This is a genomic window from Alcaligenes sp. MMA, from assembly GCF_020907215.1.
Taxonomy (GTDB): domain Bacteria; phylum Pseudomonadota; class Gammaproteobacteria; order Burkholderiales; family Burkholderiaceae_B; genus Alcaligenes; species Alcaligenes aquatilis.
In genome coordinates, this window is sequence record NZ_JAJJPP010000002.1 from 448,578 (window position 1) to 460,424 (window position 11,847).

General features: G+C 57.9%; 11 protein-coding genes. 9 read left to right on the forward strand and 2 right to left on the reverse strand.

The genetic code is table 11. The annotated features are described in order from the left end of the window. Positions 1 to 6 precede the first annotated feature (6 nt). The 8 genes from LNA76_RS10605 (at position 7) to LNA76_RS10640 (ending at position 8,189) form a co-directional block, all read left to right on the forward strand. A complete protein-coding gene (locus LNA76_RS10605) occupies positions 7 to 1,449 on the forward strand; it encodes an aldehyde dehydrogenase family protein (protein WP_230019046.1) in 1,443 nt (480 codons plus the stop codon). A 136-nt stretch (positions 1,450 to 1,585) separates the two neighbouring features. Beyond that, the gene (locus tag LNA76_RS10610; RefSeq protein ID WP_094195712.1) at positions 1,586 to 2,344 is read left to right on the forward strand and encodes an SDR family oxidoreductase; all 759 of its coding nucleotides are present in this window, start codon (positions 1,586 to 1,588) and stop codon (positions 2,342 to 2,344) included. Between the two features lie 80 nt (positions 2,345 to 2,424). After that, on the forward strand, positions 2,425 to 3,054 hold the full coding sequence (mog, locus tag LNA76_RS10615) for a molybdopterin adenylyltransferase (RefSeq protein ID WP_108728051.1): 630 nt from the start codon (positions 2,425 to 2,427) through the stop codon (positions 3,052 to 3,054). A gap of 80 nt (positions 3,055 to 3,134) precedes the next feature. Further along, a complete protein-coding gene (gene fba / locus LNA76_RS10620; RefSeq protein WP_094195714.1) occupies positions 3,135 to 4,199 on the forward strand; it encodes a class II fructose-bisphosphate aldolase in 1,065 nt (354 codons plus the stop codon). Between the two features lie 140 nt (positions 4,200 to 4,339). Next, positions 4,340 to 5,221 carry a phosphoribosylaminoimidazolesuccinocarboxamide synthase gene (locus tag LNA76_RS10625; protein WP_230019047.1) on the forward strand — a complete coding sequence of 294 codons (882 nt, stop codon included), beginning with the start codon at positions 4,340 to 4,342 and terminating at the stop codon, positions 5,219 to 5,221. Positions 5,222 to 5,461: 240 nt separating this feature from the next. Further along, positions 5,462 to 5,974 carry a 5-(carboxyamino)imidazole ribonucleotide mutase gene (gene purE / locus LNA76_RS10630; protein ID WP_162496909.1) on the forward strand — a complete coding sequence of 171 codons (513 nt, stop codon included), beginning with the start codon at positions 5,462 to 5,464 and terminating at the stop codon, positions 5,972 to 5,974. A 24-nt stretch (positions 5,975 to 5,998) separates the two neighbouring features. Next, entirely contained in the window at positions 5,999 to 7,171 is a 1,173-nt protein-coding gene (locus LNA76_RS10635; RefSeq protein WP_230019048.1) for a 5-(carboxyamino)imidazole ribonucleotide synthase, read from the forward strand. Continuing rightward, positions 7,164 to 8,189, forward strand: a complete 1,026-nt coding sequence (locus tag LNA76_RS10640) for an L-threonylcarbamoyladenylate synthase (protein WP_230019049.1) — start codon at positions 7,164 to 7,166, stop codon at positions 8,187 to 8,189. Before LNA76_RS10635 ends, LNA76_RS10640 begins: the two co-directional genes overlap by 8 nt. A 66-nt stretch (positions 8,190 to 8,255) precedes the next feature. On the opposite strand, the gene LNA76_RS10645 is transcribed toward LNA76_RS10640, so the two are convergent. Next, a complete protein-coding gene (locus LNA76_RS10645) occupies positions 8,256 to 9,071 on the reverse strand; it encodes an alpha/beta fold hydrolase (protein ID WP_230019050.1) in 816 nt (271 codons plus the stop codon). 605 nt (positions 9,072 to 9,676) lie between these two features. Here LNA76_RS10645 and LNA76_RS10650 point away from each other — a divergent pair. Then, entirely contained in the window at positions 9,677 to 10,123 is a 447-nt protein-coding gene (locus LNA76_RS10650) for a MaoC family dehydratase (protein WP_094195718.1), read from the forward strand. 336 nt (positions 10,124 to 10,459) lie between these two features. On the opposite strand, the gene LNA76_RS10655 is transcribed toward LNA76_RS10650, so the two are convergent. Then, positions 10,460 to 11,653, reverse strand: coding sequence for an acyl-CoA dehydrogenase (locus LNA76_RS10655; RefSeq protein WP_094195719.1), 1,194 nt, complete (start codon positions 11,651 to 11,653; stop codon positions 10,460 to 10,462). Between the last annotated feature and the right edge of the window lie 194 nt (positions 11,654 to 11,847).

Below are 11,847 nucleotides of genomic sequence, written 5' to 3' on the forward strand. Positions count from 1 at the left end.
GCGGTCATGGAGTGTCGCAATTGGATTGACGGACAGCAGCTTGGCGCGGAGGGCGGTGGTTTGCTACCGGTTATCGACCCCTCCACGGGCGAAATCTTTGCCCGGCTAGCACAATCGTCCGAGGTGGATATTGATTGGGCTGTACAGGCCGCCCGACGTGCCAGTCAGGGGCCCTGGAGCCATCTTACTGCCGCCCAGCGCAGCCAATTGCTGCTGCGCTGCGCCCGAACCCTGTCTGATGCCCGCGAGGAATTGGCGCGGCTGGAGTCCCGCGATACCGGCAAGCCTTTACGCCAGGCCCAGTCCGATGCTGCTGCCATTGTCCGCTATTTTGAGTACTACGCGGGCGCGGTGGACAAGCTGCACGGTCAAACCATCCCATTGGGCTGGGAAATGACGGCCTTTACCTTGCGTGAACCCTTGGGGGTTACCGCGCATATCATTCCCTGGAATTACCCCTTGCAAATTTTTGGGCGCAGCGTGGCCGCGTCCCTGGCGGCAGGCAACACCTGCGTGGTGAAACCGGCGGAAGATGCCAGCCTGTCCTTGCTGCGGGTGGCCGAGTTGTTGCACGAAGCGGGCTTGCCGGCGGGTGTGCTCAATATCTGCACGGGGCTGGGGAGCGAGGCGGGGCAGGCCCTGTCCGCACATCCCGACATCAATCATATTTCTTTCACTGGTTCTCCCGGCACGGGCCGTCAGGTAGCCGTGCAAGCGGCGCGTAACTTTGTACCAGTCACCTTGGAGCTGGGCGGCAAGTCTCCGCAAATCGTGTTCTCGGATGCGGATCTGGATGCGGCCTTACCAGTCGTGGTCAACGCGATTGTGCAGAACGCAGGGCAAACGTGCTCGGCAGGCAGCCGGGTGCTGATTCAGCGCGCTATTTATGGTGATTTTACCGAGCGTTTGATCGAGGCCTTTAAAGCGTTGCTGACCGGGGCGGCAAGCGACAATCTGGATTGCGGTCCGCTGATCAGCGCCCAGCAGCAAGCGCGAGTGCGCTCCTATCTGGAAAATCTGGACCAGGACGGTATTGTGGTGCTTGCCAAAGGCAAGCTGGACTCCAAGGCCCCGGCTGGTGGTTTTTATCAAGTGCCTGTTTTATTGGGGCATGTGCCAGTTGATCATCGCCTGGCGCAGGAGGAAATATTTGGTCCGGTTCTGGTCGCTCAGCCTTTCGGCACCGAGGAGGACGCGATCGCCATGGCCAATGGTACGCCTTACAGTCTGGTGGCCGGGGTCTGGACCCGCGACGGAGCCCGTCAGGTACGTATGGCCAGACAACTGCGGGCCGGGCAGGTCTTTGTGAATAATTACGGCGCGGCAGGTGGGGTAGAGCTGCCTTTTGGCGGAACCGGCCAGTCTGGCATAGGACGCGAAAAAGGGTTTGAGGCTCTGTATGCGCTGACGTCCTTGAAAACAGTTGCGCTGCGTCATGCTGCGAACTGATCTTGAGGGAATCTAGGGTAAGCGTGGCTGTGGTGGGCCGGGTTTTCTGGCAGCATGGCAGCTGAACGCTAAACAGGTTTCATTAATGGCGGCGCAAAGCCGCCATTTTTTATATAGAAAGCAGAAGGAGACAAAGATGCGATTGCAAGACAAAGTGGCTATCGTGACGGGCGGTGCATCGGGTTTTGGCCTGGGTATCGCGCAACGTTTTGCACGTGAAGGAGCGCGTGTATTGATTGCCGACCTGAATGAGGAGCAAGGCAAAGCCGCCGCTGCCCAGATTCAGGCTGCGGGTGGTCAGGCCATTTTTGCCGCTTGTGATGTCTCGCAAGGGGACGAAGTGCATGCCCTGTTGGATATTGCTTTGCGTGAGTGCGGTGGGCTGCACATTGTGGTGAACAATGCAGGCACCACACACCGCAACAAGCCTTTGCTGGAGGTCAGCGAAAGCGAGTTCGATCTGGTCTATGCCGTCAATGTGAAAAGCATTTACTGGAGTGCCAAACACTTTGTGCCGTACTTGCGGGCTCAAGGTTCGGGGTCGTTCATCAATATTGCCTCCACCGCCGCTTTGCGTCCGCGCCCCGGATTGGTCTGGTACAACGGCACCAAAGGTGCAGTGGTGACGATCAGCAAGGGGATGGCAGCCGAATTGGGCCCGGATAATATTCGGGTCAACTGCATTAATCCGGTGATTGGTGACACGGCATTGCTGGAACAATTCATGGGTATGCCCGATACGCCGGAAAATCGCAGCCGCTTTTTGGCGGGAATTCCGCTGGGCCGTTTTTGCACACCCAAGGACGTGGCGGCGGCAGCGCTGTATCTGGCCTCGGACGAGGCCGAGTTTGTGACCGGCACCTGCATCGAGGTCGATGGCGGCCGTTGTATTTAAGCCCCACTGCGATTCGTTACAATCCTGCGGTTGGCAGGCCCGTTCAGGGCCTGTAATTTATTTCGCTTCCAAGGAAAAGCATGACATTCAATCGACAGTCTCCCCGCGAGCATCCGGATCAATTGCGTATCGGCTTGGTGTCGGTTTCGGATCGCGCCTCCAGCGGACAGTACCAGGATCAAGGTATACCGGCGCTGCGCCGCTGGCTGGATTCCGCCTTGACGGTCGCACCTGCCTATCTGGAGCGCTTGATTCCTGATGAGCGAGCCCAGATTACCGGCACTTTGGTCGAGCTGGTGGACGCCGGTTGCGATCTGATTTTGACCACTGGTGGCACTGGCCCGGCCCGTCGTGACGTGACCCCGGAGGCCACGGTGGACGCGGGAACGCGCGAAATGCCCGGATTCGGTGAACAGATGCGTCAAATCAGTTTAAAATTCGTACCAACAGCGATTTTGTCGCGGCAAGTTGCGGTCATCCGAGAAATTCAGGACCACGCTGCTCTGATTATCAATCTGCCTGGGCAGCCCAAAGCCATTCAGGAAACACTGGAAGGATTACGGGATACAGAAACCGGACAAGTATTGGTGCCGGGTATTTTTGCAGCTGTCCCGTATTGCATCGATCTGATCGGCGGACCTTACGCACAAACTCACGAGCATGTGGTGCAAGCGTTCCGCCCCAAGTCGGCGCGTCGGACCGCCAGTTAATACGCTTACAAACAATCGGCTGGACACGAACCGTGCCCAGCCAAGTTTTTCAATTATTTTCGTCTTCAGGAGGTCTTCTCATGGCCCTAGTTTCCATGCGCCAGCTGCTCGATCATGCGGCCGAGCACGGTTATGGTATTCCAGCGTTCAACGTCAATAACCTGGAGCAGGTCCAGGCCATTATGGAAGCCGCCTCGGAGACGGACAGCCCCGTCATCATGCAGGCGTCGGCTGGTGCTCGTAAATATGCAGGCGAAGCGTTCCTGCGTCACCTGATCGAAGCGGCTGTCGAGTCCTACCCCAACATCCCTGTGGTGATGCACCAGGATCACGGCCAGTCCCCCGAGATTTGCAAAGGCGCCATCGAACTGGGTTTTTCCAGCGTGATGATGGACGGCTCCTTGCTGCCCGACGGCAAAACCATTGCCGACTTTGAATACAACGTGGAAGTGACCCGCAAAGTGGTCGATATGGCTCACAAGCTGGGCGTGACCGTTGAAGGTGAACTGGGTTGCCTGGGTTCTCTGGAAACCATGCAGGGCGACAAGGAAGACGGCCACGGTGCCGACGGCGTTCTGACCCTGGATCAACTGCTGACCGACCCCGAGCAAGCGGCTGAATTTGTGACCCGCACCCAACTGGACGCACTGGCTATTGCCATCGGTACCAGCCACGGCGCTTACAAGTTCACCCGCAAGCCTACTGGCGACATTCTGTCCATCGAGCGTGTGAAAGAAATTCACCGTCGCTTACCTAACACCCACCTGGTGATGCATGGCAGCTCCAGCGTGCCTCAGGAATTGCTGGCGGAAATCCGTCAGTTCGGTGGTGACATGAAAGAAACCTACGGCGTGCCTGTGGAAGAAATTCAGGAAGCCATCAAGTACGGCGTGCGCAAGGTCAATATCGACACCGATATCCGTTTGGCCATGACTGCCGCCATCCGTCGTTTCCTGTTTGAAAACCCAGAGAAGTTCGACCCGCGCGAATACCTGAAACCTGCTCGCGAAGCCGCCAAGAAAGTGTGTGTGGCCCGTTACCAGCAGTTCGGCGCCGCCGGTCAGGCTTCCAAGATCAAGGCTATTCCTTTGCAGGAAATTGCCCGCCAGTACAGCACCGGCGAGCTGTCCCAGATCGTTCAGTAATTTTGTCAGGCGGCGGCAGGAGTGGGCAGCACGACTGCCCGCCTCGGTCTCCGCGTCTTTGCCCGGTGCCGCAGGCGCCGGGATTGTCGTCCCGCCTGCATCCATAGTCAGCGGGATGTTTTCGTTTTAAGGATGAAATCGTGCAAGAGCCCTTACATCAATCCAGCCTGAGCTCCTTGCCGCTACTCGCGCGCGGCAAAGTTCGGGACATGTATGCGGTGGGTGAGGATAAGTTGTTGATTGTGGCCAGTGATCGCATTTCGGCATTCGACGTGATTCTGGACGACCCCATTCCCGGCAAGGGCGCTGTCTTGACGCAGATGACCGAATTCTGGCTGAGCAAGCTGGCACACATCATCCCTAATCACACGACGGGCGTGAACCCGGTTGATGTGGTGGCGCCTGAAGAGCGTGCTCAAGTCGAAGGCCGCTCCATGGTGGTCAAGCGCTTGAAGCCCATCATGGTGGAAGCGGTGGCTCGTGGTTACCTGATTGGTTCGGGTTGGAAAGACTACCAGGCGACTGGTGCGGTTTGCGGCATCACCTTGCCTGCAGGTTTGAAGCAGGCTGCCAAGCTGCCCCACGTGTTGTTTACTCCAGCGGCCAAGGCTGAAATGGGCTCGCACGACGAGAATGTGGATTTTGCTCACGTGGTCAAGGAAGTCGGTCAGGAACTGGCCGAGCAAATCCGTGACGTGACCCTGCGTTTGTATACTGAAGCTGCCGACTATGCGGCCAGCCGTGGCATTCTGATTGCCGATACCAAATTTGAATTTGGCCTGGATGATCAAGGCCAACTGCATTTGATGGACGAAGTGCTGACTCCGGATTCCTCGCGTTTCTGGCCAGCCGACAGCTATGCCGAAGGTATCAGCCCACCGTCCTACGACAAGCAATTTGTGCGCGATTGGCTGGAAACCCAGGTCTGGGACAAGACGCCGCCCGCACCGCGCTTGCCTGCTGAAGTGGCCCAGCGTACGGCTGACAAATACCGTGAAGCCCTGGAACGCCTGACGGCGTGAACGGTTTGCAGCCCGGACAGGCACTCATCGTAAACGAGTTGCCTGCTCGTCCTCAGCAGGGTGCCAAGCGGCTCATGTCCGTGGACGACTTGCTACAGCGAGCCGGGCTTTGGGGGAGGGCGATGGGCAGAGCAAAGTCTGCCTCGCCGGAAAACCCATCCTTGGATGGACCCTGCTGTTTTTCTATTGACCAAGGCGCCTGGTAGCATGGCGCCTTCTTCCTTTTAGGGCGTATCTCTAATGAGCGTACAAACTCCTGCGACCCCCACCGTGGGCATTGTGATGGGTTCTTCCAGCGACTGGGATGTCATGAGCCAGGCCGTGGCCATTCTGGATGAATTTGGCGTGTCCTATGAGTGCCGCGTGGTCTCTGCCCACCGCATGCCGATTGATATGGTGGATTACGGCGCCCAGGCCCCAGCCCGTGGCCTGAAAGCCATTATTGCCGGTGCAGGCGGTGCGGCTCACTTGCCCGGTATGCTGGCGGCCCTGACGCACTTGCCCGTGTTCGGCGTACCCGTGCCTTCGCGCTATCTGCGCGGTGAAGATTCTCTGTTGTCGATTGTGCAAATGCCCAAGGGCGTGCCGGTTGCCACCTTCGCCATTGGCGAGGCCGGTGCCGCCAATGCCGCGCTGCACGTGATTGCCAATCTGGCCGTCAACGATACGATCCTGACTGAAAAACTGATTGCATACCGTGCCCGCCAGACCGAGGCCGCCCGCGCGATGCGTGTTCCGCCTGCCACTGCCTGATTTTATTTTGTGATGATGACCCCCATGACTGATGCTGTCCTACTAGTCCCTGGCTCCTGGCTGGGCATGATTGGAGGCGGCCAACTGGGCCGCATGTTCTGCCATAGCGCTCAAAGCCTGGGCTATAAAGTGGCGGTGCTGGACCCCGACACCCATAGCCCGGCCGGTGCCGTGGCGGATCTGCATATCTGTGCGGCCTACGATGATGCACAAGCATTGGTTCAACTGGGGGAACTGTGCCAAGCCGTCAGTACCGAGTTCGAGAACGTCCCGGCGCAGTCCTTGCTGACTCTGGCTCAGCACACCCGAGTCACGCCGTCCGGCGATGCCGTAGGCATTGTGCAGGATCGCATTCGTGAGAAAGCCTTTATTTCGCAGGCCGGTGTGCCGGTGGCTCCCTATGCCGCCATCGAAAGCCTGGACGATTTGCAGGCCGCTGACAGCGCCTTGTTCCCTGGCATTCTGAAGACAGCGCGCTTTGGTTATGACGGCAAGGGGCAGGCGCGTGTGGCAGACCGGGAGCAGGCGCTGGCTGCCTTCAAGGAGTTCGGTTCCCAAGCCAGTGTGCTGGAAGCCTTGCAACCTTTGAAATCCGAAATTTCGGTGGTCCTGGCCCGTGGCCTGGACGATCAGGTCAAAACCTTCCCATGTGCCCGTAACGAGCACCGCGACGGCATTTTGGCCGTGTCCACGATCAGTGCCCAGTTCCAGGACGATGCCTTGTCCGAACAGGCTCGTCAGGCAGCGGCTGCTATTGCCCGTACGCTGGATTATGTGGGTGTGTTGTGTGTGGAGTTCTTCATTCTGGAAGACGGCCGTTTGCTGGCCAACGAAGTGGCTCCTCGTCCGCACAATAGCGGCCACTACACCATGAATGCTTGCGTCACCAGTCAGTTTGAACAACAGGCCCGCGTGATGGCCGCTTTGCCCCTGGGCGATACCCGCGCTTTGTGTCCTTCCATGATGCTCAATATCCTGGGCGATATCTGGTTTGACGAACAAGGCCAGATGCGTGAGCCGGATTGGGCTGCCTTGCTGGCTGTGCCTGGTGTGTCCTTGCACTTGTATGGCAAGGCCGAGGCCCGTGTTGGCCGCAAGATGGGGCACGTGAATATTGTGGGCGAGTCGGATCAGCAAGTGCGCGAGCGCACTGCCCGAGCTGCCGCCGCTTTGCACATCGCTTTTGATCATGACTGACACCCCCTCCAGCCCTTCCGAGCAGCAGATAGAGCAAGCCGCCCGTGTGCTGGCACAAGGGGGGCTAGTCGCCTTTCCGACCGAGACGGTCTACGGTCTGGGCGCGGATGCAGAGAACCCGGCTGCGGTGCAACTGATTTACAAGGCCAAGGGCCGCCCTGCGAATCATCCCTTGATTGTGCATGTGGCCCCTGGTGCCGATTTGCGCTATTGGGTGACGGATATTCCGCCCGTGGCGCAGCAATTGATGGATGCCTTCTGGCCCGGCCCGTTGACGCTGATCTTGCCGCGCAATCCGGCTATTCCGGATACGGTCAGTGGCGGACAAAGCAGCATTGGTATTCGTTGTCCTTCCCATCCGGTGGCTCAAGCCTTGCTCAAGCGCATGGCGGAACTCAAGCCCAGCGGTCAGGCCGGTGTGGCGGCGCCTTCGGCCAACAAATTTGGTCAGGTATCGCCTACGGCCGCCAAGCATGTGCGCGATGAATTTGCGGACATGAGCGCAGAGGAACTGCTGATCGTGGAAGCGGGCCCGTCGGAAGTGGGTATCGAGTCCACCATTGTGGACGTCTCGCGTACCCATCAAGGCGTGGGTGCGGTGCTGTTGCGGCCCGGCCATATCACGGCAGCCATGATTGCCGAGGTCATCGGCTACGAACCCGCCAGTCCGGATCAACAAGCCCCACAAGTGTCGGGCAGCTTGAAAGCGCATTATGCGCCGCGTACCCCTTTGTCTTTATTTGATGAAGGCAGTGCGCTAGCGGTGCAGGCTGCTTTGGCCGAAGGTGGCAAGCAGGCCATTGTTGCCTTTGCCTCTTTGCCGCCCTTTTCGGCGGATGTACACGACTGGTATGTGTGCAGCCCGGATGCGCAGCTTTATGCCCAGGATTTGTACGCCATGTTGCGTCGTCTGGACCAAGGCCAGTATCAGCATATTTGGGTGCAGCGTTGCCCGGATACGCCAGACTGGCAGGCGGTCAATGACCGCCTGGGCCGAGCAGCCGCCGCCTTTGAGTAAGGCTGCTGTTTAGTAGGCGTGTGTGTGCTTTAAGGACTGAGCTTAGGAACTGAGTGAGTTTGCTGCTTAGCGGGCTGTTCGCTTCAGAAAATCCACAATTGCCTGGTTCACCTGCGCTTCCTTATCCCGGTAGGGCAGGTGACCGCATTGCTCCAGCTCCAGCAGCTCCGTGTGCGGCACCAGCTTCTTGATGCGACGGATTTGCTCCAGTGTGCCGTATTCATCATCCACGCCCTGAATGGCCAGAATCGGGCAGGTGATGCGGCTGACGTCCTCTTCGATATTCCAGTCGCGGAATTGGGGTTCCATCCAGGTGGCGTTCCAGCCCCAGAAGGCGGACTCCACATCATCGTGATAGCGTGCCAGTCGCTCGCGTAAAAAACCTTGCTCGTAGGCTTCGCGGGCGACCAGAATGCCGCGCAAGGAAATGTCTTCCACAAACAGGTGCGGGGCCATCACCACAATGCCTTGCAGCTTGTCGCCAAAGCCGCTGGCTGCCAGCAGGGCAATCGAGCCACCATCGCTGTGGCCGACCAGCATAATCGGGCGCTTTTGGCCGTCCTCGCCCAGTTGTTCCAGCAATTGCGGCAGTACGTCCAGTGCCTGTTCGTGCAGATAGTCGGGCTCTTTGGGGCTATTGTCGGGGCGCGGGGTACTGCGGCCATATCCGTAACGTGAGTACATCAGACCGCTACAACCGGTTTGTTCGCACAACTGTGCTGGCCAGTCTTTCCACATGGCAATCGAACCCAGACCCTCATGCAGAAACACCAGCAAAGGGGCCGCGACCCGCTCGGGGAAAATGCGTTGATATTCCAGTTCAATGGCTTGCGTGCCTTGAGTCAGGCTTGCAAATTGCAAAGATGAAGCTAGTGTTGTCATAGCGGTTGATGTGCATAAACCCCAAACAAATTGGGCGTTCAAGTAATTAGGAAACTCTCTTTATGCCATAGATTGGTAGAGGACGCACAGGCTTGCTTTTCCCGATACCCGATGTGGACAGTTTGCTGCGGCTTGTGGCGCTTTAGGGGCAGGTGCTGCAAATTTTGACAGAGATGGTAGAGTGGCGCTCTCGGTCTTTTTTGCCGCCGGGCCGCCCCAAGGCAAAAAGCTCCCCCTTGGGGATGAGCCTGGACACACAGCAGTCCATTGCGGACTGCTGTGTGCCTAGCGAATCCGAGCGGCATACAAGCCGCGAGGTGGAGCGCAAGCCGAAGGCGTAGCGAGGGGGCTTTTTTTTGCCGCCGGGCCGCCCCAAGGCAAAAGCTCCCCCTTGGAGGGGCAGCAAGCTGAAGGCGTAGCGAGGGGGCTTTTTCTTTGCCGCCGGGCCGCCCCAAGGCAAAAGCTCCCCCTTGGAGGGGCAGCAAGCTGAAGGCGTAGCGAGGGGCTTTTTTTTGCCGCCGGGCCGCCCTAAGGCAAAAAGCTCCCCCTTGGGGGGCAGCAAGCCGAAGGTGCAGCGTGGGGGCTCTTTTTCATTGCACCACAACATGAAATTTGCTGAATTTGAAGTGGGTATGGTCATCAAGCACCCACTTGTACCTGTGACTCGCGAAGAGATGCTCGATTTCGCCCAGAAATACGATCCGCAGTCCTTTCATATTGACGATAAGCAAGCCGAAGAAGGCCATTGGGGCGGCTTGATTGCCAGCGGCTGGCTCACTTGTGGCAAAGCCATGCGCATGGCTGTGGATTCTGCTTTGCACGACTCCGAGTCCTTTGGCTCGCCAGGTTTGGAACGTTTGCGCTGGGTGCTGCCCGTACGGGCAGGTGACTCTATCCGTCTGGAGGCCACCGTTATATCGAAGCGTGTGTCCAGCAGCCGGTCAGATTTAGGCATCATCCGTTGGAATTGGGATGTGTTTAACCAGCGTGATGAACGGGTGCTGGAGCTGGAAGCCACCAGTATGTTTGAGTTGAAGGTTCTACAAGACTAAGAAAGACTACCTACTTATCTATTTGGCCTGTTGCTCTTCGAGGGGCCGGTTTTTATTTTTGGAACGGCTTGGCGACACGAGAAAACTTCCGCGCTACGCTTTGGGCTTACTCGCTCTGAAGGGGGTATCTTGGGAACGGCTCGGTGGTAAGAGAAAAGTCGCCACGCGACACAGTTCGCAGACTGCTTGCCTGGAGGACACTTTTTACCTTGAGCTTGCTTGGCGTAAAAAGGATGCAAGCTGGCGATGCACTCCCACCGCATGTAATCGGCAAGTTTGATTAGATTCTGAATGAAAGAGGGCAAAGCTTTTTGCTTTGCCCTTATTGAGCTTCGCTTAGAAAAAGGCCTGAATCCCGGTTTGCGCACGTCCCAGAATCAGGGCGTGGACATCGTGAGTACCTTCGTAGGTATTCACCACTTCCAGATTGACCAGGTGACGGGCAATGCCGAATTCGTCAGAGATACCGTTGCCACCCAGCATGTCGCGTGCCAGTCGGGCAATATCCAGTGCCTTGCCGCAGGAGTTGCGTTTCATGATGGACGTAATTTCCACCGCCGCTGTACCTTCGTCTTTCATGCGCCCCAGACGCAGGCAGCCTTGCAACGCCAACGTAATCTCGGTTTGCATATCGGCCAGCTTTTTCTGAATCAGCTGATTGGCGGCCAAGGGGCGGCCAAACTGTTTGCGGTCCAGGGTGTACTGGCGGGCGGTATGCCAGCAGGATTCGGCAGCACCCAAGGCACCCCAGGCAATCCCGAAGCGGGCCGAGTTCAGGCAGGTAAAGGGGCCACGCAAACCTGAGACATGCGGCAGCATTTGGCTGTCTGCAATGTCCACATCGGCCATGACGATTTCGCCGGTCAGGGAAGCGCGCAAGCCTACTTTGCCGTGAATGGCCGGGGTGGACAGGCCTTTCATGCCTTTTTCCAGAATGAAGCCACGGATCTTGCCGTCGTCTTCACCACCCACGACTTTGGCCCAAACCACCAGCACATCGGCAATGGGGGAGTTGGTAATCCAGGTTTTATTGCCGCTCAGGCGATAGCCGCCGTCTACTTTGACAGCGCGGCTTTCCATGGCGCCGGGGTCCGAACCGTGATTGGGTTCAGTCAGGCCAAAGCAACCAATCCATTGCCCGCTGGCCAGCTTGGGCAGGTACTTCTGTTTCTGCTCTTCGCTGCCAAATTCAAAAATCGGCACCATCACCAAAGAGGACTGTACGCTCATCATGGAGCGGTAGCCCGAATCCACACGCTCCACTTCGCGGGCGATCAAACCGTAGCTGACGTAGTTCAGACCGGCACCCCCGTAGGCTTCAGGAATGGTGGCTCCCAACAAGCCCAGCGCGCCCATTTCGGCAAAGATGGCGGGGTCGGTCTGCTCGTGACGAAAGGCTTGCAGCACGCGCGGCAACAGCTTTTCCTGCGCATAGGTATGGGCGGCATCGCGCACCATACGTTCTTCATCGCTCAACTGCTGATTCAGTAGCAGAGGGTCGTCCCAATGAAAAGAGGGATTGGCAGACATAGAGGTACTCCGGGAAGATCAAAGACGGTCAGTTAAGTGGGGCCAACATGGGCGCCATCGGTCTGGGAAATAGAAAAGAGCCATGTGAGTATCGCTGGCACTGGCAACGGTGGGCAATAGCGTTAGAGGTGGCGCATGGTCAGGCGGCTGCGCACAAGCGATATCCATGTAAGGTCTCAGCATAATGTGCATAA

Bases quoted from the DNA above. Each gene is read 5' to 3' on its own strand.
- LNA76_RS10645 (WP_230019050.1), bottom strand. From the start codon at position 9,071: ATGACAACACTAGCTTCATCTTTGCAATTTGCAAGCCTGACTCAAGGC.
- fba (WP_094195714.1), top strand. From the start codon at position 3,135: ATGGCCCTAGTTTCCATGCGCCAGCTGCTCGATCATGCGGCCGAGCAC.
- LNA76_RS10650 (WP_094195718.1), top strand. From the start codon at position 9,677: ATGAAATTTGCTGAATTTGAAGTGGGTATGGTCATCAAGCACCCACTT.
- LNA76_RS10640 (WP_230019049.1), top strand. From the start codon at position 7,164: ATGACTGACACCCCCTCCAGCCCTTCCGAGCAGCAGATAGAGCAAGCC.
- LNA76_RS10635 (WP_230019048.1), top strand. From the start codon at position 5,999: ATGACTGATGCTGTCCTACTAGTCCCTGGCTCCTGGCTGGGCATGATT.
- mog (WP_108728051.1), top strand. From the start codon at position 2,425: ATGACATTCAATCGACAGTCTCCCCGCGAGCATCCGGATCAATTGCGT.
- LNA76_RS10605 (WP_230019046.1), top strand. From the start codon at position 7: ATGGAGTGTCGCAATTGGATTGACGGACAGCAGCTTGGCGCGGAGGGC.
- purE (WP_162496909.1), top strand. From the start codon at position 5,462: ATGAGCGTACAAACTCCTGCGACCCCCACCGTGGGCATTGTGATGGGT.
- LNA76_RS10655 (WP_094195719.1), bottom strand. From the start codon at position 11,653: ATGTCTGCCAATCCCTCTTTTCATTGGGACGACCCTCTGCTACTGAAT.
- LNA76_RS10610 (WP_094195712.1), top strand. From the start codon at position 1,586: ATGCGATTGCAAGACAAAGTGGCTATCGTGACGGGCGGTGCATCGGGT.